Origin of the sequence: Arthrobacter sp. NQ4 (assembly GCF_029077345.1) — a bacterium.
Classification (GTDB): Bacteria; Actinomycetota; Actinomycetes; order Actinomycetales; family Micrococcaceae; genus Arthrobacter.
Window position 1 is genome coordinate 115066 of sequence record NZ_JARETC010000004.1, and the last position, 23056, is coordinate 138121.

The following is a 23056-nucleotide window of genomic DNA, read 5'->3' on the forward strand; positions in this document are numbered from 1 at the left end:
GAAGGGGAGGTCAGTAGCTGGCGGGGGTGCCGCCGCCAGCGGGTTTGATGTACTTTGCGGCGAGGGCTTCGGAGCCGCGGGCCAGGATGGCGACGTCGGCGCCCACCAGGATGAAGCCGGCGCCATGGTCGAGGTAGTGCTGGGCGGTGTCGGGGTTGAAGGCGTTCACGCCAGCGGGCTTCCCGGCCGCTGCGGCAGCCGACAGGCAGTGGTCGACGGCGGCGCGCACCTCGGGGTGTTCCTGCTGTCCCAGCAGGCCCATGGAGGCGGCGAGGTCTGACGGGCCGACGAAGACAGCGTCCACGCCGTCCACCTTGAGGATGTCCTCCACCGCCGCCACGGCGGCGGTGGATTCGATCTGGACGGTGACGCTGATGGTCTCGTTGGCCCGGGCCAGGTAGTCCGGGACCCGGTTCCAGCGTGCGGCGCGGGCCAGCGCGGACCCCACTCCGCGGACGCCGTGGGGCGGGTAGCGGGTGGCGGCCACCGCGGCTTCAGCCTCGGCCACCGAGTTGACCATGGGTATCAGCAGGTTCTGCACACCCAGGTCCAGGTATTGCTTGATCACCACGGTGTCGTTGACCGGGGGCCGGACCAGGGTGTGGACCGGGTAGCCGTGGACGGCCTGGAGCTGGGCCAGGATGGATTCGAGCCCGTTGGGGCTGTGCTCGGCGTCCACCAGGAGCCAGTCCAGGCCCGATCCCGCGCACAGTTCGGCGACCAGCGGGCTGCCGGAGCAGACCCACATCCCGGCCAGTGGGCGGTCCGCCTGGGCCAAAGCGGACCGGAAGGTGTCCTCTATTCGAAACGGCATGTCACGCTCCCCAGTGGGCCGTAGTCGGCGTGAACGGTATCGCCCTTGTAGACCCACAGGGGACGGGTGAAGGACCCGGCCAGGATGATGTCCCCGGCCTTCAGGGCGTCGCCGTGGGCGGCGATCTTGTTGGCCAGCCAGTGGACGCCGTTGGCAGGGTGGTCCAGGACCCCGGCGGCCACGCCGGTTTCCTCCACGGTCTGGTTCTTGTAGAGGATGGCGGAGACCCAGCGGAGGTCCACGGCGTCCGGCTTGACGGGGTTGCCGCCGATCACCATGGCACCCATCGCGGCGTTGTCCGAGATGGTGTCCACGATGGTCCGGCCCTCCATCTCGATCCTGGAGTCCAGGATTTCGAGGGCCGGAACCACGTAGTCGGTGGCCTTCAGGACATCGAAGATGGTGACGCCGGGGCCCTTCAGCCCGTCCTTCAGGACGAACGCCAGCTCCACCTCCACCCGCGGATGCGTGTACCGGTCCCACGCCACGGAACAGCCGGTGTCCAGCACCATGTCGTCGAAGATGGCGCCGTAGTCCGGCTCGGTGATGCCCGTGGCGGCCTGCATGGCCTTGGACGTGAGGCCGATCTTGCGCCCCACCAGGGTCCGGCCGGCGTCCTCGTTGCGGCGGCGCCACAGCTGCTGCACGGCGTAGGAGTCCTCTACCGTCATTTCCGGGTAGCGGGCCGTCAGGCGGGGAACAGGGGTGCGGGTCCGGCCGGCTTCCACCAGCTCGTCCGCGATGGCCTCAATCGTCTTTGGCTCCAGCATGGTTAGACCTGGACTCCCAGCTTGAAGCCCTCAGCGGCTTCACCCTCCGGCTTGCGGGTGTAGGAGAAGCCGTCGGCGCCCACGGTCACGGCCATCTCGGACTTCTCCTCGCGGACAATGACCGGCTGCGGGTTGCCGTCGAGGTCCAGGACCAGGGAGGCTTCGGTGTACCAGGACGGGACCACGGGGTTGCCCCACCAGTCGCGGCGCTGGTTGTCGTGGACGTCCCAGGTGATGGTGGGGTTGTCCGGGTCGCCGGTGTAGTAGTCCTGGGTGTAGATCTCGATGCGGTGTCCGTCCGGGTCCAGGATGTAGAGGTAGAAGGCGTTGGAGACGCCGTGTCGGCCGGGGCCGCGTTCGATCCGGTCGCTGATGCGCAGGGCACCCATCTTGTCGCAGATCTGGATGATGTTGTGCTTCTCGTGCGTGGCGAACGCGACGTGGTGCATGCGCGGGCCGTTGCCGCCGGTGAGGGCGGTGTCGTGGACGGTCTGCTTGCGGTGCATCCACGCGGCGTAGGTGACGCCGTCGGAATCCTTGATGTCCTCGGAGACGCGGAAGCCCAGGTCCTCCAGGTATTTGCGGCCCTTGGGGACGTCCGGGGTGACCTGGTTGAAGTGGTCAAGGCGGACCAGTTCGCCGGCGGAGTAGAGGTCGTAGCGCTGGGTGAGGCGTTCCACGTGCTCCACCTCGTAGAAGAACTCGTAGGGGAAGCCCAGCGGGTCCTCCACGCGGACGGAGTCGCCGATGCCCTTGGTGAAGCCTTCCTTGCGGCGCTCCACCCGGCAGCCGAGTTCCTTGTAGTAGGCCTCTGCGGCGTCCACCTCGGCGGGGGACTTCACCCGGTAGGCGAAAGCGGCGACGGCGGCCACCGGTCCCTTGCGCAGCACCAGGTTGTGGTGGATGAACTCCTCCAGGGAGCGCAGGTAGATGTTGTTTTCGTCTTCTTCGGTGACGTGCAGGCCCAGGACGTCCACGTAGAACTCGCGGGACTTGGCGAGGTCCGTGACCACGATTTCCATGTAGGCGCAGCGGACGATGTCCGGTGCCGGGACGGTGGGGGTGGGGACGAAGTTGGTCATTGGATTCTCTCTTCTTTGAAAGGGGGCGTGGAAAGTACGACGGCGGCCGGCTGGCTTAGGCGCCGAATTTGGGGGTGTGGACGGTGCCGAGCGTGATGTGCACGGCCTGCTGGTCGGTGTAGAAGTCGATGGAGCGGTAGCCGCCCTCGTGGCCCAGGCCCGAGGCCTTGACGCCGCCGAACGGGGTGCGCAGGTCGCGGACGTTGTGGCTGTTCAGCCACACCATGCCGGCCTCGACGTTCTGGGAGAAGTTGTGGGCCCGGGTGAGGTTCTGGGTCCAGATGTAGGCGGCCAGGCCGTACTTGGTGTTGTTCGCCAGGGCGAGGGCCTCGTCGTCGTTCTCGAACGGGGTGATGGCCACGACCGGTCCGAAGATCTCCTCCTGGAAGATCCGGGCGTCGGGTGCGACGTCGGCAAACACCGTGGGGGCGATGTAGTTGCCTTCGGGCAGGTGGCCGGGGCGGCCGCCGCCGGCCAGGAGCCGGCCTTCGGACTTGCCGATCTCCACGTAGGAGGCCACCTTCTCGTAGTGCTCGGGGTGGACCAGGGCGCCCACCTGGGTCTTGGGGTCGTGGGGATCGCCGACCACGATGTTCTTGGCCCGGGCGGCGTACTTTTCGCAGAATTCGTCGTAGATGGCGCGCTCCACCAGGATGCGGGAGCCGGCGGTGCAGCGCTCGCCGTTGAGGGAGAAGACGCCGAACAGGGCGGAATCGATGGCGGCGTCCAGGTCGGCGTCCGCGAACACGACGCAGGGGGACTTGCCGCCGAGTTCCATGGAGAGGCCCTTGAGGTTGGCGGCCGCGTTCCGGAAGATCGTCTGGCCGGTGGTGGTCTCGCCGGTGAAGGAGATCAACGGGACGTCCGGGTGCTTGACCAGGGCGTCGCCTGCTTCCTCGCCCAGGCCGTTGACCAGGTTGAAGACGCCATCGGGCAGGCCGGCGTCCTTGAAGATGGTGGCCCACAGCGACGCGGAAAGCGGCGTAAACTCGGCCGGCTTGAGGACCACGGTGTTGCCGGTGGCCAGCGCAGGGGCCAGCTTCCAGGACTCGAGCATGAAGGGGGTGTTCCACGGGGTGATCAGTCCGGCCACGCCGATCGGCTTGCGATTCACGTAGTTGATCTGCGAGCCCGGGACCTTCATGGCGTCATCAAACTGGGCCACGATCAGGTCAGCGAAGAAGCGGAAGTTCTCGGCGGCGCGGAGGGCCTGGCCCTTGGCCTGGGTGATCGGCAGTCCGGTATCGAACGTTTCCAGTTCGGCGAGGCGGGCTTCCTGGGCCTCGACGGCGTCGGCGATCCTGTTCAGGATGCGGGCGCGCTCGCGGGGCTTCATCTTCGGCCAGGGGCCGTTCACGAACGCGTCGCGGGCGGCGGCGACGGCGAGGTCAATGTCTTCCTTTTGGCCGGCCGCGGCGGTGGCGTAGTTCCGGTTGGACACCGGGTCCAGGACGTCGAAGGTCTTGCCGCCCACGGAATCGACGAACTGGCCGTTGATGTAGTGCTGGATGTGGGTGGGCAGGTCCTCAGGGACGTAGTGCTTGGCGGTTTCTACTGAGGTCGTCATCGTTGAAGTCCTTACTGGTGCTTTGCTTGGGCGAGATATGCGTCAAGGGTTGCCGAGCGGTGGAGCCGGGCGGCTTTTTCGATCTGCTCTGCGTCGGCTCCGGTTTCAATGAGCTTCAGCAGGTTTTCGTGTTCATCCACGGAATCGCGGGCGCGGCCCGGGACGAAGCGGAACGTGGAGGACCGGATGGCTGCGAGCCGGTTCCAGCCGCGGTGCACCAGGTCCAGGATGTGCGGGTTGGGGCAGTGCTCGAACAGGACGCTGTGGAAGTCCTGGTTGAGCTGCGTGAACCGGACGGGGTCGAAGTGGTCCAGACATTCGCGCATCTCTTCGTTCACGGCGCGGGCCCTGGCCACGGCTGCGGGATCGATCAGCGGGGCGGACAGCGCGGTGGCGGCACCTTCCACGATGCTGAGGGTCTGCATGGTGTAGAGGTATTCGGTGGGGTCGATGCCGGCCACGGTGGCGCCCACGTTGCGTTCGAACGTCACCAGGCCTTCGGCTTCCAGCCGGCGGATGGCTTCGCGGACGGGGACCACACTGAACCCCAGGTCCTTGGCGATGGAGCCCAGGACCAGCCGGTAGCCGGGGGTATAGGTGCCTTCGACAATCCGGGCCTTGACGGACTGGTATGCCTGCTCGGACTTGCTGCCGGCAACCATGGTGGCCTCAGTCATTGTGGTTTCCTGCTTCCCACTCCTGGTACCGGGCCTGCCATTCGGCGTTCATGGGGTAGAGGCCGTCCACGCTGTTGCCCTGCTTGACCATCTCGAAGATGAAGGTTTCTTCCTTCTCCTGCTGGATGCAGTCCGCCACCAGTTCTTCGGCGATGGCCGGCGGGATCACCAGGATGCCGTCGGAATCGGCCACGATGATGTCGCCGGGCTGCACGGTGGCGCCCCCGCAGGCGATGGTGATGTCCGTGTCCCACGGGATGTGGCGGCGGCCCAGCACAGCCGGATGCGGATTGGCGAAGTAGGTGGGCATCTCCAGGTCCGCCACGGCGGAGTAGTCCCGGACGCCACCGTCGGTGATGATGGCAGCGGCGCCGCGGACCTGGGCGCGGAGGGCCAGGATGTCGCCCACGGTGCCGGTTCCCTTTTCGCCGCGGGCTTCCATGACCAGGATTTCACCTTCGTTCACGGAGTCGATGGCCTTCTTTTGGGCGTTGAAGCCGCCGCCGTGGGTCTTGAACAGGTCCTCGCGGTTGGGGACGTAGCGCAGGGTGCGGGCCAGTCCCACCACGCGGCGGTCCGGGCGGGTGGCCTGCAGTCCGTCGATGCTGACGTTGTTAAGGCCCCGCTTGCGCAGCTGGGAGGACAGGGTGGCGGTGGCGACGGACTCCAGCTTGGCTTTCAGCTCCGGAGTGAGGACAGGCGCGACGGCGGCAAGCCCCGCGGCTTCACGGGAACCGTAGGCTTCCTCCCGCTGCAGGTCATCGACCTTGGGCCGGGCACCAAAGTCCGCGAACGCCGTCGTGCCTTCCTCGACGGTGGTGACGAGGCGCCCAGTGGAGAACGCACCGTCCGCGGTGTCCACCTCCACTTCCAGGACGTCGCCCGGCTTGGCGACCGAGGCGCCGGCCGGCGTGCCGGTGAGGATGATGTCACCTTCCTCGAGCGTGAGGAGCTGGGAGAGGTCCGCCACCAGCCGGGCGAACGGGAAGAGCAGGTCCCCGGTGGTGTCGTCCTGGACCAGGTCCCCGTTGTGCCAGGTGCGGATCCGCAGTTTGGCGGGGTCGACGGCGTCTGCCGGGATCAGTGCCGGTCCCACGGGGGTGAACCCGTCGCCGCCCTTGGACCGGAGGTTGGAGCCCTTGTCCGCGTAGCGGAGGTCGTACACGCCGAGGTCGTTGCTGGCGGTAACGGCCGCGACGTGGTTCCAGGCGTCCTCGATGGAAACACGGCGGGCGGCCTTGCCGATCACCAGGGCGATCTCGCCCTCGTAGCCGAGCAGTTCGCAGCCGGCGGGCCGCTCAACGGGGCTTCCGCCCAGGGCCAGCGAGCTGGAAGGCTTGAGGAAGTAGGACGGCTGGGCCGGGGTGCGGCCGCGCTGGGCGGCCCGGCTGGGGTAGTTAATGTGCACTGCGATCACCTTGCGTGCTGCCGCCAGGGTGTCGCCGTTGACCTGCTCCAAAGCCTTCTCCTCATCAGGTACGAAATCGTATACGATCACTATCACCCATCAGGCGCCGCCGGTCAACCCCCCGATTTTCCAGGCTTTTGACAAGCTGACCGATGGCACTTGTAGCCCGGATCACATGGGGCGTACAGTGGAAGCCGGATTTATAGTTTCGATTATCGAATTACGTGTTCCGATATAGAACACACTCAATCCCGATAGTCATCCACAACGAAGTGAGGAAAGCCCGTGCAGTTCCACCACCACGGATACGTATCCGGTGACCCGCGAATCCAGCCGGCGGCCGGCGTCGGCCTTAACCGCTCCGAGGAACTTCCCGACGAAGTGGACGTCCTCATCGTGGGCACCGGACCTGCCGGCATGCTCGCCGCGGCCCAGCTGTCCATGTTCCCCAACGTGACCACCCGGATCATCGAACGCCGCCCCGGCAGGCTCGCCATCGGGCAGGCCGACGGCATCCAGGCGCGCAGCGTGGAGACGTTCCAGGCCTTCGGTTTCGCGGAGCGGATCATCGCCGAGGCGTACCGCATCACCGAGATGGCGTTCTGGAAGCCGGATCCCGCCAACCACGCGAACATCATCCGGACTGCCCGGGCCGTGGATGACGAGATGGGCATCAGCGAGTTCCCCCACCTGATCGTCAACCAGGCCCGCGTGCTGGACTACTTCGCGGAATTTGCCGCGAACTCGCCCACACGCCTCAAGCCTGACTACGGCTACGACTTCGAGGGCCTGACGGTGGCCGGCGAGGGCGACTACCCCGTCACCGTGACCCTCCGCCACACCGCCGGACCCAACGAAGGCCAGGAGCGGATTGTCCGCGCCAAGTATGTGGTGGGCGCGGATGGTGCGCGCAGCAAGGTGCGCCAGGCCATCGGCTGCACCCTTGCCGGCGAACAGGCCAACCACGCCTGGGGCGTCATGGACACGCTGGCCGTCACCGACTTCCCGGACATCCGGACCAAGTGCGCCATCCAGGGTGCCGAGGGCAGCATCCTGCTGATCCCGCGCGAGGGCGGCCACCTGTTCCGCATGTACGTGGACCTGGGCGAAGTGGATCCGAACAGCCAGCACTCGGTCCGCAACACCACCATCGAGGAGATCATCGCCAAGGCCAACGCGATCCTGCACCCCTACACGCTGGACGTCCGGAACGTCGCGTGGCACAGCGTCTACGAGGTGGGCCACCGGCTCACGGACAGGTTCGACGACGTCCTGCCGGCCGAGCGCGGCACCCGCACCCCGCGGGTGTTCATCACCGGGGACGCCTGCCACACCCACAGCGCCAAGGCCGGCCAGGGGATGAACGTGTCCATGCAGGACGGCTTCAACATCGCCTGGAAGCTGGGGCATGTCCTGGAGGGCCGCAGCCCGGAGAGCCTGCTGAGCACCTACTCCGAGGAACGCCAGGTGGTGGCGAAGAATCTGATCGACTTCGACAAGGAATGGTCCACCATGATGGCCAAGAAGCCGGAGGAGTTCGAACACCCTTCCGACCTTGAGGACTTCTACGTGCAGACCGCGGAATTCCCTGCCGGCTTCATGACGCAGTACACGCCGTCCCTGATCATTGGGAGCACCGACCACCAGGACCTGGCCGCCGGATTCCCCGTTGGCAAGCGCTTCAAGTCTGCACCCGTGGTCCGGGTGGGGGACACCAACCCCCTCCATCTGGGCCACCACGCCACCGCCGACGGCCGCTGGCGGATCTACGTCTTCGCGGACCCAGCCCTGCCGGGCACCAACTCGGCAACGGACATGCTCGCCGAGTGGTTCGCGAACTCGCCGGAGTCCCCGCTGGCTGCCACCCCTGCCAGCGCCGACCCGGACGCGTGGTTCGACCTGAAGGTCATCTACCAGCAGCCGCACACCGCCGTCGACATCAATGCCGTGCCCGCCGTCTTCAAGCCGCTGGTAGGCCCGTTCAAGCTGACCGACTACGAGAAGGTGTACGCCACGGATCCCAAGGCGGACATTTTCGACCTCCGCGGCCTGGACCGCAGCGGCGTTGTGGTGGTGGTCCGCCCGGACCAGTACGTGGCCAATGTCCTGCCGCTGACGGCAACCGCGGAGCTGGGCGCGTTTTTCACGCCGCTGCTGAAGGCCGCCCCCGCGGCACCGCGTCAGGCGGTTGCGGCCGCGGCCCGGTAGTCGGCCGCGGCGTACACGCCGAGGATCCGCACCTCGGTGGTGAAGAAGTCCAGTTCCTCGAGGGCCAGCTTCAGCGGCAGGTCCTCGGGGTGGCCTTCGACGTCAGCCATGAACATGGTGGCCGCGAACTCGTTGCCCACCATGTAGCTTTCCAGCCGGGTCATGTTCACGCCGTTGGTGGCGAAGCCGCCCAGTGCCTTGTACAGGGCGGACGGGACGTTGCGCACCCGGAACACAAAGCTGGTGACTGCCGGTCCGGGAAGTTCGTCCCGGGCCGGCAGTGCCTTTTCGCGCGCCAGGACCACGAAGCGGGTGGTGTTGGAGGGGTCGTCCTCCACCCGGGAGGCCAGGACCTTCAGGCCGTAGATGTCGGCGGCCAGCGGGGGAGCGAGGGAGAGCTTGCGGGGATCGTTCCATTCCGCCACCTCCCTGGCCGAACCGGCAGTGTCGCCGGCGATGACGGGCTTGAGGCCGTGCTCGCGGATCAGCTTCCGGCACTGGCCCAGCGCGTGGATGTGGCTGTGGACCTCCGTGGCGCCTTCAATGGTGCTGCCCGGGATGCCCAGCAGGTCGAAATGGATGGGCAGGAAGTACTCGCCCACGATCTGCAGGTTGGACTGCGGCAGCAGGATGTGGATGTCCGCCACCCGGCCGGCGATCGAGTTCTCGATGGGGATCATGGCCAGCTCCGCCTCGCCGCTGGTCACCAGCTCAAAGGCATCCTCAAAACTGGCGCACGGCACGCTTTCCATGTCCGGGAACATCTGCTGACACGCGATATTGGAGTTGGCGCCGGGCTCACCCTGGTACGCAATCTTGGAGGCCATGATCCGTATGGTTTCACGCCCCGCCCCCGCCCGCCCAACTGAGTAGCGCCAAGTGTCGCTTTGGGGCGCGAAAACGACACTTCGCGCTACCCAGTTGGGGCTAGAGGGGCGTGACGCGCAGCCAGAGGTATTGCCGGGGGAGGAGGGTGACGCCGTCGTCCAGTTGCATGGCTGCTTCGGAGAGAAGGTCGACGGCGGCAGGGGAGAAGCCGCCGAACGTTTCAGCCGGGAGGGTCTGGGCGGAGTCGCTGAAGTTGGCCAGGGCCAGGATGGTGGGATCGTCCTCCGTCGCGCCCGGCCGCTGGTAGCCGAGCACTGCGCGGTTGTTGGTGCCGAAATCGATCAGCGTGGTCCCCGCCAGTCCGGGGGTGCTGGTCCGGACCTCGATCATCCGCTTCAGCCCGGCGTACACAGCTCCTTCCGGCGTGGCCGGGTCCAGGCGGCGGGCGTACTGCTCCGCGGGGAAATGCGGCCGGTGCACCCAGCGGCTGTCCTCCTCGTGGCCGGGCTCGGACGCGTACCCATAGTCGTTGACCTGCCCCACCTCGTCGCCCAGGTACAGCAGCGGGACGCCGCCAGTGCTGAAGGGCACCGAATGGGCCAGGAGGATCCGTTCCACCGCCTCAGCCGGGTCCACCTCCATGCCGCACAGGGACGCCGTCGTGCCTGAAATCCGGCAGTCGCCGGTCTTGGGGTTGTCCTGGAACGGGACGCCGCGGGCAAAGCTGCCCGGGAAACGGTTGACGTAGAAGGAGTTCAGGAAGCGGCGGTGGTCGAAGCCGTTGATGCCCAGTTCGGCGGCGTCCTCATCGGCGAAGGTCCAGCCGATGTCGTCATGGCTGCGGACGTAGTTCACCCACGCCGTGCCCTGCGGGATGTTGTGCCGCCGGTGCAGCGCCTGGGCCAGGAGCGAGACATCCCTGGTGGCCAGCGATTCCCAGATTAGGGCCATCTGCAGCGGGTTGTAGGAAAGCTGGCATTCCTTGCGGTCGATGTAGAGCGCTACCTCGTCCGGGTGCACGATGGCCTCGGATTTGAACAGCAGCGCCGGCGCCGCCAGCCGGCACACCGCGTTGAACGCGCGGAGCAGCGTGTGCGCCTGCGGCAGGTTCTCGCAGGGGGTACCCAGCTGCTTCCAGATGAACGCCACCGCGTCCATGCGCAGGATGTCCACGCCCTGGTTGGCAAGGAACAGCATCTCGGCCGCCATGGCCCGGAAGACGTCGGGATTGGAGTAGTTCAGGTCCCATTGGTAGGTGTGGAACGTGGCCCAGACCCACCGGCCGTCCGCCATCTGGATGAAGGACCCGGGGTGGTTCTCGGGAAAGATCTCCCGCACGTCCGCCTCGAAGGCGTCCGGGAGCGTCCGGTCCGGGAAGATCCAGTAGTAGCCGCTGTATTCCGGGTCCCCGGCGGCTGCCTTCCGGGCCCAGTCGTGCTCGTCCGAGGTGTGGTTGAAGATGAAGTCCACCACCAGGCTGATGCCGTTGTCCCTCAGTTCCGCTGCCAGGGAGCGCAGCTGCTCCATGGTGCCCAGCCTTGGGTTGACCTCACGGTAGCTTGAGACCGCATACCCGCCATCCGAATGTGGTTCCGGCGCCAGGAACAAAGGCATGAGGTGCAGGTAGGTGAGGCCCAGTTCCTTGAAGTACGGAATGCGGGCGCGGACCCCTTCGAGGCTTTCGGCGTAGCGGTCCACATAGCAGACGCCGCCCAGCATCCGGTTGGACTGGAACCAGTCCGGGTCCGCCTCCCGTTCGGCGTCCAGGGTTTTCAGTTCCTGCGGGCGTTCCTGCCAGGAGGCTGCGCTCTGCACCACGAGCGCGGAGAGCTGCTCCAGCCAGTCCGTCCGGTCACCGTACAGGGAATGGAAGAGGCTGCGGAGGGTGGGAAAGTGCCGGGCCATCCTCCGGTCGAAGTCCGGGTCGGGGCGCAGCCCCCGGCTGCGCTCAGCCGCCAGCACTGCCAGGACATGCCGCCGGGCCTCTTCGTCCTCGTTGACGAATTCCTGCATGGCCACCTGCCCCTTCAGAACGTCGCGCCGGAACGTCCGGCGCGCTTGTACGGAAGTATTCCACGTCACACCCGGATACCCGGCCGCTGCCTCTAAGCTTTACGCACCGCACAAACCACGAATGATTGGACAGCCATGACCCGCACCTACACCATCGATTCGATTCCCGGTGATGGCATCGGCGTGGACGTCACCGAGGTAGCCATGGGGTGCGTGGATGCTGTGGCCGGGCTGCATGGCTTCACCGTCAACTGGCGTGTCCGTGACTGGAACAGCGACCTCTACGTCAAAACCGGCCGGATGATGCCCGTTGACGGCATTGAGCAGCTCGGCAGCGGCGACGGGATCTACCTGGGAGCGGTGGGCACCCCCGACGTCCCCGACGACGTGACGTTGTGGGGACTGCTGATTCCCATCCGCCGGGAGTTTGACCAGTACGTCAACCTTCGCCCCATGAAGCTGCTGCCCGGGGTCAAGGGAGCGATGCCGGGCCTCGAGGACCTGGACATCGTGGTGGTCCGGGAAAACGTTGAAGGCGAGTACTCGCAGATCGGCGGCCGCTTCGGTGCGGGGACGGACGCTGAATTCGCCGTCCAGGAGAGCGTCTTCACCAAAGCCGGCATCAGCAGGGTGGCCCGCTACGCGGCAGAGGCCGCAACGAAACGCGGCGGCATCCTGGTCTCGGCCACCAAATCCAACGGCATCATCCACACCATGCCGTTCTGGGACGAAGTGGTGGCACGGACAGTGGAACAGTTCCCCGGCGTCATGGTGGACAAGGTGCTCATCGATGCGCTCGCGGCCCGGCTGGTCATGAAGCCCACCAGCGTCCGCACCATCGTCGCATCCAACCTGTTCGGGGATATCCTGTCCGACCTCGTGGCCGGAGTGGCCGGTTCCATCGGCATCGCCCCGAGTGCCAACCTGAACCCCGAGCGCCGGCACCCCTCGATGTTCGAGCCAGTCCACGGTTCCGCCCCGGACATCGCCGGCAAGGGCATCGCCAACCCGGTCGGCGCGCTCTGGGCTGCGGCCATGATGCTGGACCATCTGGGCGAGGCGGCGGCCGCGCAGTCCCTCACCGGGGCTTTCGAATCGGCGCTGGCAGACGGCATCACCACACCGGACCTGGGAGGCTCGGCCACCACGATGGAATTCGCGCAGGAGGTACGGGCCCGGCTGCGGTAGCTGCGGTTGTACACGACGGCTAGAGCACGTTCCGGATGGCCTGCTCGAAACTGGTGACGTGCTCCAGGGCGAGCTTGCCCGCCCGGTCCGCGTCGCCGTCGGCCACTGCCTCCAGCAGCTCAACGTGTTCGGCAATGTGGGACGCGACGGACGGTACCTTTTCCAGCACCATGCACCAGATGCGCGTGGCCAGGTTGTCGTAGCGGATCAGGACGTCCTCGAGGTGCGCGTTGGCGGCGGCCCGGTAGATCAGCCGGTGGACCTTGATGTCGTACCGCATGAGGTCGTAGGGATCGTCGTCGTCGCCCATGGTGGAGATCGCGGCCGCGGTTTCCCGGATTTCCGCCCGCAGCGCCGGCGTTGCCAGCTTCGCGGCCCGGCGTGCGGCCAAGGGTTCCAAGGATTCGCGCAGCTCCGAAACGTCAGCGAGTTCGGTGATGTCGACGATGGTGGCGAACGTTCCGCGGCGGGGATAGGACACCACCAGGTGGTCGCTTTCCAGCCGCTTGAGGGCTTCCCGGACCGGCGTCCGGCCGATCCCGAGCTCGGCGGCCAGTTTGCCGTCGTTGATTGCCTCGCCCGGCCGGATGTCCAGCATGATGAGCCGGTCGCGGAGGTGCCGGTAGGCCTGTTCGGAGAGTGAGAGGTCCCCGTCGCCGGCCAGGTGGTTCTCTAATGTGACGCTCATTTCGAGCCTTCCCAGGAGTGCTATTGACGTCCAAGTGATCTGGAACATACTATTACGACAGTTCTAATATATCAGTTACAGATCAGTTATAGGTCAGTAACTCCGAAGGGCTCAGAAGGAGAACAATGCAGGACGTACTGAACGCCTCGCTCGCCACGGTCGACGCCGACGTCGCCGCCGCTGTGGCACAGGAACTGCACCGCCAGCAGTCCACCTTGGAAATGATTGCGTCGGAGAATTTCGCTCCGTCCTCCGTCATGGAGGCCCAGGGCTCGGTGCTCACCAACAAGTACGCCGAGGGATACCCGGGCAAGCGCTACTACGGTGGCTGCGAGCACGTGGACGTCATCGAGCAGCTGGCCATCGACCGCGTGAAGGCACTCTTCGGCGCCGAGTTCGCCAACGTGCAGCCGCACTCCGGTGCCCAGGCCAACGCCGCCGCCATGTTCGCCCTGCTGAACCCGGGCGACACCATCTTGGGGCTCTCCCTGGCGCACGGCGGACACCTCACGCACGGCATGAAGATCAACTTCTCCGGCAAGCTCTACAACGTGGTTCCCTACCACGTCCGCGAGGAAGACCTCCGGATCGATATGGCCGAGGTGGAAGCCCTGGCCCTGGAGCACAAGCCCAAGCTGATCGTGGCCGGCTGGTCCGCCTACTCCCGCCAGCTGGACTTCGCCGAATTCCGCCGCATCGCCGACCTCGTGGGCGCCTACCTCATGGTGGACATGGCGCACTTCGCCGGACTCGTCGCCGCCGGCCTGCACCCCAACCCCGTCCCGTACGCGGACGTGGTCACCACCACCACGCACAAGACCCTGGGCGGTCCGCGAGGCGGCGTCATCCTGGCCAAGGAGGAATACGCCAAGAAGATCAACAGCGCTGTGTTCCCGGGCCAGCAGGGTGGTCCGCTGGAGCACGTTGTGGCCGCCAAGGCCGTGGCGTTCAAGCTCGCTGCCGCCCCCGAATTCAAGGAACGCCAGGAACGGGTGCTGCAGGGCGCCAAGCTGCTGGCCGAGCGACTCCTCAAGGACGACGTCGCAGCCGCGGGCATTTCCGTAGTCAACGGCGGCACCGACGTCCACCTGGTCCTGGTTGACCTCCGCAACTCCGAACTCGACGGCCAGCAGGGTGAGGACGCACTCCACCAGATCGGCATCACGGTCAACCGCAACGCGGTCCCCTTCGACCCCCGCCCGCCGATGGTCTCCTCCGGCCTCCGGATCGGCACCCCCGCCCTGGCCGCCCGCGGCTTCGGCGCCGCCGAGTTCACCGAGGTTGCGGACATCATCGCCACGGCCCTGATTGCCTCCGCCGGCACCGGCACCCTCCCCGGGGACACCGCCGTCGAACTCCGGGAACGCGTAACGGCCCTGGCCGGCAAGTTCCCCCTCTACCCGCACCTCTCCACCGATGCCAACCTGGCCGGCATCGAGGCAGACCTGATTGGAGCCGCCCAGTGAGCACCCAGCACCTTCCGGAGCACCCGGACTTCCTCTGGCGGAACCCGGAACCCAAGTCCTCCTACGACGCCGTGATCGTCGGCGGCGGCGGGCACGGCCTGGCCACCGCATACTTCCTGGCCAAGAACCACGGGATGACCAACATTGCAGTCCTCGAAAAGGGCTGGCTCGCCGGTGGCAACATGGCCCGCAACACCACCATCATCCGCTCCAACTACCTCTGGGACGAGAGCGCGGCCATCTATGAGCAGGCCCTCAAGCTCTGGGAAATCCTGCCCGAGGAACTCGAGTACGACTTCCTGTTCAGCCAGCGCGGAGTGATGAACCTGGCCCACACCCTGGGCGATGTGCGCGAAAGCATGCGCCGCGTCGGTGCCAACAAGCTCAACGGCGTGGACGCCGAATGGCTGGACCCGCAGCAGGTCAAGGAACTCTGCCCCATCCTGAACATCCGCGACAACATCCGCTACCCCGTCATGGGCGCCACCTATCAGCCCCGCGCCGGCATCGCCAAGCACGACCACGTGGCCTGGGCCTTCGCCCGCAAGTGCGACGAAATGGGCGTTGACATCATCCAGAACTGCGAGGTGACCGGCTTCCTGAAGGACGGCGACCGCGTGGTGGGCGTCAAGACCAACCGCGGCACCATCAACACGGAGAAGGTGGGGCTCTGCGCCGCAGGCCACAGCTCCGTCCTGGCCGAAATGGCCGGATTCCAGCTTCCCATCCAGTCCCACCCCCTGCAGGCCCTGGTCTCCGAACTGCACGAGCCCGTCCACCCCACAGTAGTTATGTCCAACCACGTGCACGTCTACGTCTCCCAGGCGCACAAGGGCGAACTGGTCATGGGCGCCGGCGTGGACTCCTACAACGGCTACGGCCAGCGCGGTTCCTTCCACGTGATCGAGCAGCAGATGGCGGCCGCCGTCGAACTCTTCCCCATCTTCGCCAGGGCCCACGTGCTCCGCACCTGGGGCGGCATCGTGGACACCACCCTGGACGCCTCGCCGATCGTGGGCACCACTCCCGTGGAGAACATGTTCGTGAACTGCGGCTGGGGAACCGGCGGATTCAAGGGCACCCCTGCTGCCGGCATGACCTTCGCGCACACCATCGCCACCGGCGCCCCGCACAAGCTGAATGCGCCGTTCTCGCTGGAACGCTTCGAAACCGGCGCCCTCATCGACGAACACGGCGCCGCCGCCGTGGCCCACTAGCCGCCGCCACCAGAAAAGGACTAACGCACATGCTGCTGATCCCATGCCCCAACTGCGGCCCGCGGGACGAAACCGAATTCCACTACGGGGGACAGGCCCACGTCCCGTACCCCGAGAACCCCAACGAGCTGAGCGACACGGAGTGGTCCCGCTACCTCTTCTACCGCGAGAACCCCAAGGGCATCTTCGCCGAGCGCTGGGTCCACAGCACCGGCTGCCGCCAGTGGTTCAACATGCTCCGCGACACCGTGAGCTACGACATCAAGGCCATCTACCCGATGGGGGCGAAGCGGCCTGACCGCTCCCCGGACGGCGCGCCCGAAACCGGGACCGCCAGCACCGGCCCTGACAGCACCACCACGGGAAGTGCCGCACCCAGCACCTCCACCACGAGCATCCTCAGCACCACCGCCCCGGAAGGAGCGACCAAGTGACTTCCCAGAACGCCCGCCTGGCTACCGGCGGCCGCATCGACCGCACCATCTCCTGGCGCTTCACCGTGGACGGCGAGGAGTTCACCGGCCACCCCGGTGACACCCTGGCCTCCGCGCTGCTGGCCAACGGCCGCATCGCCGCCGGCAACTCCCTCTACGAGGACCGCCCCCGCGGCATCATGTCCGCCGGGGTGGAGGAGGCCAACGCCCTGGTCCGCGTGGAAGCCCGCTTCCCCGGCCACGTGGCCGAATCCATGCTCCCCGCCACCACCGTTTCCCTGGTGGACGGACTCCAGGCCACCCTGCTCAACGGCCTGGGCAAGCTGGACCCGGAGGACGACCGCGCCGAATACGACAAGAAGTACGTCCACACCGACGTCCTGGTGATCGGTGGCGGCCCCGCCGGGCTCGCCGCAGCCCGCGAGGCTGTCCGCACCGGCGCCAGGGTCATGCTCCTCGATGACCAGCCCGAACTCGGCGGCTCGCTGCTCTCCGGTTCCACCGCTCCCGGCCTTGCCGAGACCATCGAAGGAAAGCCCGCCCTGGAATGGGTGGCCGACGTTGAAGCCGAGCTGGTATCCGGCGCCGAGTCCACGGTCCTGAACCGCACCACCGCGTTCGGCGCCTACGACGCCAACTACGTCATCGCCGTCCAGAACCGAACCGACCACCTCACCAGCCCCGCAGCCGCAGGGGTGTCCCGCCAGCGGATTTGGCACATCCGTGCCAGCCAGGTGGTCGTCGCCCCGGGCGCCCACGAACGCCCCCTGGTGTTCGAGAACAACGACCGCCCCGGCATCATGCTCGCCTCCGCCGTGCGCAGCTACCTGAACCGCTACGGCGTGGCCGCCGGCAAGCGCGTGGTCATCAGCACCACCAATGACAGCGCCTACGCCGTCGCCGCCGACCTCGCCGCCGCAGGCGTCAAGGTCGCCGCCGTGGTGGACGCCCGTCCGGCCCTGACCGCAGCGGCGACTGCCGCCGTCGAATCCGGGATCCGGGTGCTGATCGGCAGCGCGGTGGCCAACACCTCCGCCGGTGCCGACGGCCGGCTGGACGGCGTGACCGTCCGCAGCATTAACGACGACGGCGAGCTCACCTCCGGCGTCGAGCAGATCGCGGCAGACCTGCTGGCTGTGTCCGGCGGCTGGAGCCCGCTGGTCCACCTGCACTCCCAGCGCCAGGGCAAGCTGCGCTGGGACGAGGAGCTGGCAGCCTTCGTGCCCAGCACCGAGGTACCCGACCAGCAGACCATTGGCGCCGGTCGCGGCTCGTTCGCCACCGAAGACTGCGTCGCGGAGGGCATCTTCGCTGGCGCCAGGGCGGCCATCGCCACAGGCTTCGAATCCGCCGTCGAACCCTCCGTGTTCGGCGACCCGAAGGCCTCCGCCCCCACCCGCCAGCTGTGGCTGGTGCCGGGCGAGAACGGCACCCCGGATGACTGGCACCACCACTTCGTGGACTTCCAGCGCGACCAGTCCGTGGCGGACGTCCTCCGCTCCACTGGTGCCGGCATGCGCTCGGTGGAACACATCAAGCGGTACACCTCCATCAGCACGGCCAACGACCAGGGCAAGACTTCCGGCGTCAACGCCATCGGCGTCATCGCCGCGGCCCTGCGCACCGCCGGCGAAGCCTCCCGCGGCATCGGAGACATCGGCACCACCACCTACCGCGCCCCCTTCACCCCGGTGGCTTTCGCGGCCCTGGCCGGACGCCAGCGCGGGGAACTGTTCGACCCCGCCCGCGTTACGTCCATCCACCCCTGGCACGTAGCCAAGGGCGCGCTGTTCGAAGACGTTGGACAGTGGAAGCGGCCCTGGTACTACCCGCAGGCCGGGGAGGACATGGACGCTGCCGTGCTGCGCGAATGCGCCGCTGTCCGCGAATCCGTGGGCTTCATGGACGCCACCACCCTGGGCAAGATCGAAATCCGCGGTAAGGACGCGGGGGAGTTCCTGAACCGGATGTACACCAACGCGTTCAAGAAGCTCGCCCCGGGCTCGGCACGCTACGGCGTCATGTGCACCCCGGACGGCATGATCTTCGACGACGGCGTGACCCTCCGCGTCGACGACGACACCTACTTCATGACTACCACCACCGGCGGTGCCGCCAAGGTACTGGACTGGCTGGAGGAATGGCTGCAGACCGAGTGGCCGGAACTGGACGTGCATTGCACCTCCGTCACCGAACAGTGGAGCACCATCGCCGTCGTCGGGCCCAAGTCCCGTGAGGTCATCGCCAAGGTGGCGCCCGAACTGGCGGCCAACGGCGGCCTGGACGCGGAAGCCTTCCCGTTCATGACCTTCCGCGAAACCACCCTCGCCTCCGGCGTACGCGCCCGGATCTGCCGGATTTCGTTCTCCGGTGAACTTGCCTACGAGATCAACGTCCCGGCCTGGTACGGGCTGAACACCTGGGAATCCGTGGCCGCCGCCGGTGCCGATTTCAACATCACCCCCTACGGCACCGAAACCATGCACGTGCTGCGTGCCGAAAAGGGCTACCCGATCGTCGGGCAGGACACGGACGGCACCGTCACCCCGCAGGACGCGGGCATGGAGTGGATCGTCTCCAAGGCCAAGGACTTCATCGGCAAGCGTTCCTACACCCGGTCCGACGCCCAGCGTGAGGACCGCAAGCACCTGGTCAGCGTCCTTCCCGTGGACGGCACGCTGCGCCTGCCGGAAGGCACCCAGCTGGTGGAGAAGGGACGCTCCACCAACCCCGCCTACGGCCCCGTGCCGATGGAAGGGTTCGTTACCTCCAGCTACCACAGCGCAGCGCTGGGCCGGTCGTTCGGCCTGGCCCTGATCAAGAACGGACGCAACCGCATCGGCGAAACGCTGGTGGCAGCCGCCGGCGACCAGCTGGTGGACGTGGTTGTCGCAGAAACAGTGCTTTTTGACTCTGAAGGGACCCGTAAAGATGGCTGAAACAGCAGCATCCCCGACCTCCGCAAAAACCAACGCCGAGAAGAACCTCGCCGCCCGCGTCAGCCCGGCGCGCCAGCTGGCGGAAGACTTCGCGGCCGGCTCACTGGCCGGCACCGTTGAAATCTCCGAGGTGCCCTTCCTGACCATGGTGGGCCTCCGGGCCCTCGCAGGATCCGCCGCGGCGGAGCGCCTGGCCGGTGTCACCGGCGGCCTCCCCGCCGGCTCCGGTGCCGTGGCGGGAAACGGCGACGTGTCCGTCCTGTGGCTCGGCCCCGCCGAGTACCTGGTGGTTGCACCCACCGAGGCGCACGAATCCCTGGGCGGGGACCTCATCCCCGCGCTCCGGGACGCGCTGGGCGGCGACGCGGGCCAGGTGGTGGACCTGTCCGCCAACCGGACCACGTTCGAACTGACGGGCCCCCGGGCCCGCGCCGTCCTGGAAAAGGGCTGCTCGCTGGACCTGCACCCGCGGGTCTTCAAGGCCGGCACCGCCTTCTCCACGGAAATCGCGAACATCCCCGCCATCCTGTGGAAGACCGGTGACGAGTCCTTCCGGATCTTCCCCCGCGCTTCCTTCGCCGAGTTCCTGGGCCGGTGGCTGCTGGACGCCATGCGGGAGTACGCCTCGCCAGAGGTCCCCTGATGGCGCTCAGCGTCCTTGACCTCTTTTCCGTCGGCATCGGGCCCTCGTCGTCACACACGGTGGGCCCGATGCGGGCGGCCAAGCTGTTCGCGGACGGACTGAAAGGCGACGGCCAGCTGGCCGCCACCGCCCGCGTCCAGACCGAACTGTTCGGCTCCCTCGGCGCCACCGGCCGCGGCCACGGCTCGGACAAGGCAGTGGTCCTGGGGCTGAAGGGCCTGGACCCGGAAACCGTGGACACCACCACCGCCGACGACCAGGTGGCAGCCGCCGCGCTGGACGCCGAACTCCACATCGCCGGGGCGCACCGGGTGGACTTCAACTGGGAAGAGGACGTGGTGCTCCACCGGCGCAAGTCCCTTCCCGCGCACCCCAACGGCATGACCTTCCGGGCCCTGGACCACACAGGTGCCGTCCTGAGCGAGCGGAGCTTCTACTCGATCGGCGGCGGCTTCGTGGTGGACGGCGATGCCGAAGGCGGGGACAAGGTGGTGCCGGATGACACCGTGCTGCCCTACCCCTTCTCCACGGCCGACGAACTCCTGCAGATCTGCAGCCGCGAAGGCATGTCCATCTCCGACGTCATGCTGGCCAACGAACTCACCTGGCGCAGCGAAGCGGAACTCCGCGAGCAGCTGCTCGGGCTGTGGGCCGTCATGCGCGAATGCGTGGAGAACGGGTGCAACGCCGAAGGCATCCTGCCCGGCGGCCTGAACGTCACCCGGCGGGCGCCCGCCCTGTTCCGCACCCTGACGGCCTCGGCCGCCACCGCCGAAGCCGCGGCAGCGTCGCCGTCGCCCGTCCAGGCACCGGCGGACCCGCTGCTCGCGATGGAATGGGTGAACCTCTTCGCGCTGGCCGTGAATGAGGAGAACGCCGCCGGCGGGCGGATCGTCACCGCCCCCACCAACGGGGCCGCGGGCATCGTGCCGGCCGTCCTGCACTACTACGTGAAGTTTGTTCCGGGAGCCGACGACGACGGTGTGGTCCGCTTCCTGCTGGCGGCGGCCGCCGTCGGAATCCTGTTCAAAACCAACGCCTCCATCTCCGGCGCCGAAGTGGGCTGCCAGGGCGAGGTGGGCTCCGCCTGCTCGATGGCTGCGGCCGGGCTCTGCGAAGTGCTTGGCGGAACGCCGGCGCAGGTGGAAAACGCCGCCGAGGTAGGGATCGAGCACAACCTGGGCCTGACCTGCGATCCCGTGGGCGGGCTGGTGCAGATCCCTTGCATCGAGCGGAATGCGATCGCCAGCGTGAAGGCGATCAACGCGGCCCGGCTGGCCCTGCACGGGGACGGCAGCCACAAGGTCTCGCTGGACAAGGCGATCAAGACCATGCGCGACACCGGAGCCGACATGAAAACCAAGTACAAGGAAACCTCCCGAGGAGGCCTCGCCGTGAATGTGATCGAGTGCTGAGCCATGACTGTTACTGAAACCCATATCCCCGCATCAAAAGCGCCCACCACCGTGGAACACGTCCTGACCCTGGACTGTCCCGAGGGGCCCGGCATTGTGCATGCCGTGTCCGGGTTCCTGCTGGAGCACGGCTGCGACATCATTGACAACAAGCAGTTCGGTGAGCGCTCCGAAGGCCACTTCTTCATGCGCGTGCACTTCGTCTCCGACGGCGATGAGTCCACGCTTGACGTCTTGCGGTCTTCGTTCGCCCCGGTGGCGGAAAAGTTCGGCATGCGCTGGCAGCTGGAACGCCAGGGCTCCAAGCGCAAGGTCCTGATCATGGTGTCCAAGTTCGGGCACTGCCTCAACGACCTGCTGTTCCGGGCCCGGATCGGAGAACTGCCGGTGGAAATCGTTGCGGTGGTATCCAACCACCGGGACCACGAGGCACTGGTGCAGTGGCACGGCATCCCGTTCCACCACATCCCGGTTACGGCCGACACCAAACCCGCAGCGGAAGCCGCGCTGATGGCACTCGTGGACGGGCTCGACGTCGAACTGGTGGTGCTGGCCCGCTACATGCAGGTGCTCAGCGACGACCTGACCCGCAAGCTGGACGGCCGGGCCATCAACATCCACCACTCGTTCCTGCCCAGCTTCAAGGGTGCCAAGCCGTACCACCAGGCCTACGCCCGCGGCGTCAAGACCGTGGGCGCCACCGCGCACTACGTCAACGCAGAACTGGACGAGGGCCCCATCATCTCCCAGCAGGTGGTGGACGTGGACCACACGTACGGGCCCGAGGACCTGGTGGCCGCCGGCCGCGACACCGAATGCAAGGCCCTCTCCAACGCGGTGAAGTGGCACTGCGAAGGCCGGGTCATCCTGCAGGGCAACCGCACTGTGGTGCTCCGCTAGCGGTTCTCAACTAAACACTGTCACCGCGGCTGGCTGCCCCTAGGGCGGCCGGCCGCGCTTTTTTGCTTGCCTGATCCTTGCGCCGTTCGCGGGCCAGGCACTAGGCGCTGCCCTGCTCGGCGAGGCGGGCCTTGATCCGCTCGCTGGCATCGCGGAGGGATGCGTCGTTGACGGCTGCGGCAGCCGCCGGGTCCCCGTTCCGTGCAGCGGCCACCAGGTCCTGCTGGTACCGCCACAGGGAATCGTCGTCACCGGCGTCCAGGGAGCCCTGTGCGCCGACGATCTTGTAGGCGCGGCACTGCTGCCACAGGGCCCTGATCGTTTGCAGCAGCACCGGGTTGCCGCCCGCCTGGTAAAGGATGGCCAGCATCTCCTCGTCATGGTCAAGGAGGGCGATGACCTGCCGCTCGTCGATGGCTTTGCGCATCAGCTCGTACTCGGACTGCATTCTCCCGCAGTCCTCCGGGGTGATCCTCTCGCTGCCCAGCCGCGCAGCTTCGGTCTCCAGAAGCCGGCGCACGTCATAGACGTGGATCAATTCCTCGAGGCTGAGGCTCTTGACCACGGCACCCTTGTGCGGCTCACGCTCCGCCAGGCCGGTTTCCTCCAGGCGGCGGATGGCCTCGCGGACCGGCATGACGCTTGTCCCCACCTGCTCGGCGAGGTCGCGCACCTTAAGTCGGGATCCGGCGGGCAGCTCACCGCTGAGGATCGCAGCATGGATCATCGCGTAGACCTGGTCGGTCAGCAGGGTGGGCTCGGCGCGCTTGGATATGACCACCTGTCCAATATACGGCCG

Annotated in this window: 19 protein-coding genes; 9 read left to right on the plus strand and 10 right to left on the minus strand. The window is 67.1% G+C overall.

Annotation, left to right across the window (positions count from 1 at the left end; translation table 11 throughout):
* Nucleotides 1-10: 10 nt before the first annotated feature.
* From PUN51_RS09070 to PUN51_RS09095, 6 genes are read right to left on the minus strand one after another with little or no spacing between them, the layout of a single operon-like run.
* Nucleotides 11-814 carry an HpcH/HpaI aldolase family protein gene (locus PUN51_RS09070; protein WP_275180648.1) on the minus strand — a complete coding sequence of 268 codons (804 nt, stop codon included), beginning with the start codon at nt 812-814 and terminating at the stop codon, nt 11-13.
* On the minus strand, nt 799-1584 hold the full coding sequence (gene hpaH / locus PUN51_RS09075) for a 2-oxo-hept-4-ene-1,7-dioate hydratase (protein ID WP_275180650.1): 786 nt from the start codon (nt 1582-1584) through the stop codon (nt 799-801). Before hpaH ends, PUN51_RS09070 begins: the two co-directional genes overlap by 16 nt.
* Nucleotides 1585-1586: 2 nt before the next feature.
* Nucleotides 1587-2666, minus strand: coding sequence for a 3,4-dihydroxyphenylacetate 2,3-dioxygenase (gene hpaD, locus PUN51_RS09080; RefSeq protein ID WP_275180651.1), 1080 nt, complete (start codon nt 2664-2666; stop codon nt 1587-1589).
* A 55-nt stretch (nt 2667-2721) separates the two neighbouring features.
* Entirely contained in the window at nt 2722-4233 is a 1512-nt protein-coding gene (gene hpaE, locus PUN51_RS09085) for a 5-carboxymethyl-2-hydroxymuconate semialdehyde dehydrogenase (RefSeq protein WP_224023423.1), read from the minus strand.
* 11 nt (nt 4234-4244) lie between these two features.
* Complete coding sequence (locus tag PUN51_RS09090) at nt 4245-4910, minus strand: GntR family transcriptional regulator (RefSeq protein WP_275180652.1); 666 nt, start codon at nt 4908-4910, stop codon at nt 4245-4247.
* Nucleotides 4903-6369 (minus strand): fumarylacetoacetate hydrolase family protein, encoded by a 1467-nt coding sequence (locus PUN51_RS09095; protein ID WP_275180817.1) that lies wholly within the window; start codon nt 6367-6369, stop codon nt 4903-4905. Before PUN51_RS09095 ends, PUN51_RS09090 begins: the two co-directional genes overlap by 8 nt.
* Nucleotides 6370-6603: 234 nt before the next feature.
* Here PUN51_RS09095 and PUN51_RS09100 point away from each other — a divergent pair, with 234 nt between their 5' ends.
* Nucleotides 6604-8526: an FAD-binding monooxygenase gene (locus PUN51_RS09100; protein WP_275180653.1), complete on the plus strand. Its 1923-nt coding sequence runs from the start codon at nt 6604-6606 to the stop codon at nt 8524-8526.
* Here PUN51_RS09100 and PUN51_RS09105 read toward each other — a convergent pair.
* Entirely contained in the window at nt 8499-9353 is an 855-nt protein-coding gene (locus PUN51_RS09105; RefSeq protein ID WP_275180654.1) for a prephenate dehydratase, read from the minus strand. The genes PUN51_RS09100 and PUN51_RS09105 overlap by 28 nt on opposite strands.
* Nucleotides 9354-9453: 100 nt before the next feature.
* Nucleotides 9454-11367 (minus strand): amylosucrase, encoded by a 1914-nt coding sequence (locus PUN51_RS09110; protein ID WP_275180818.1) that lies wholly within the window; start codon nt 11365-11367, stop codon nt 9454-9456.
* 135 nt (nt 11368-11502) lie between these two features.
* On the opposite strand from PUN51_RS09110, the gene PUN51_RS09115 reads away from it, so the two are divergent.
* The gene (locus tag PUN51_RS09115) at nt 11503-12555 is read left to right on the plus strand and encodes a tartrate dehydrogenase (protein WP_275180655.1); all 1053 of its coding nucleotides are present in this window, start codon (nt 11503-11505) and stop codon (nt 12553-12555) included.
* A 19-nt stretch (nt 12556-12574) separates the two neighbouring features.
* Here PUN51_RS09115 and PUN51_RS09120 read toward each other — a convergent pair whose 3' ends face one another.
* The gene (locus PUN51_RS09120; protein ID WP_159630237.1) at nt 12575-13243 is read right to left on the minus strand and encodes a GntR family transcriptional regulator; all 669 of its coding nucleotides are present in this window, start codon (nt 13241-13243) and stop codon (nt 12575-12577) included.
* A 125-nt stretch (nt 13244-13368) separates the two neighbouring features.
* Here PUN51_RS09120 and glyA point away from each other — a divergent pair, with 125 nt between their 5' ends.
* Genes glyA through purU form a run of 7 tightly spaced genes read left to right on the plus strand, consistent with a single transcriptional unit; the run spans nt 13369 to nt 22257 of the window.
* A complete protein-coding gene (glyA, locus tag PUN51_RS09125) occupies nt 13369-14709 on the plus strand; it encodes a serine hydroxymethyltransferase (RefSeq protein WP_275180656.1) in 1341 nt (446 codons plus the stop codon).
* Nucleotides 14706-15926 carry a sarcosine oxidase subunit beta family protein gene (locus tag PUN51_RS09130; protein ID WP_159630241.1) on the plus strand — a complete coding sequence of 407 codons (1221 nt, stop codon included), beginning with the start codon at nt 14706-14708 and terminating at the stop codon, nt 15924-15926. Before glyA ends, PUN51_RS09130 begins: the two co-directional genes overlap by 4 nt.
* 29 nt (nt 15927-15955) lie before the next feature.
* Entirely contained in the window at nt 15956-16360 is a 405-nt protein-coding gene (locus PUN51_RS09135) for a sarcosine oxidase subunit delta (protein ID WP_224023396.1), read from the plus strand.
* Nucleotides 16357-19299, plus strand: coding sequence for a 2Fe-2S iron-sulfur cluster-binding protein (locus PUN51_RS09140; RefSeq protein WP_275180657.1), 2943 nt, complete (start codon nt 16357-16359; stop codon nt 19297-19299). Before PUN51_RS09135 ends, PUN51_RS09140 begins: the two co-directional genes overlap by 4 nt.
* The gene (locus PUN51_RS09145) at nt 19292-19942 is read left to right on the plus strand and encodes a sarcosine oxidase subunit gamma (RefSeq protein WP_275180658.1); all 651 of its coding nucleotides are present in this window, start codon (nt 19292-19294) and stop codon (nt 19940-19942) included. The genes PUN51_RS09140 and PUN51_RS09145 overlap by 8 nt, the downstream gene beginning before the upstream one ends.
* A complete protein-coding gene (locus PUN51_RS09150) occupies nt 19942-21357 on the plus strand; it encodes an L-serine ammonia-lyase (protein WP_275180659.1) in 1416 nt (471 codons plus the stop codon). Before PUN51_RS09145 ends, PUN51_RS09150 begins: the two co-directional genes overlap by 1 nt.
* Nucleotides 21358-21360: 3 nt before the next feature.
* Nucleotides 21361-22257, plus strand: coding sequence for a formyltetrahydrofolate deformylase (gene purU / locus PUN51_RS09155; protein ID WP_275180660.1), 897 nt, complete (start codon nt 21361-21363; stop codon nt 22255-22257).
* Between the two features lie 100 nt (nt 22258-22357).
* Here the strand turns inward: purU and PUN51_RS09160 are convergent, their stop codons facing one another.
* Nucleotides 22358-23038 (minus strand): GntR family transcriptional regulator, encoded by a 681-nt coding sequence (locus tag PUN51_RS09160; protein WP_275180661.1) that lies wholly within the window; start codon nt 23036-23038, stop codon nt 22358-22360.
* Between the last annotated feature and the right edge of the window lie 18 nt (nt 23039-23056).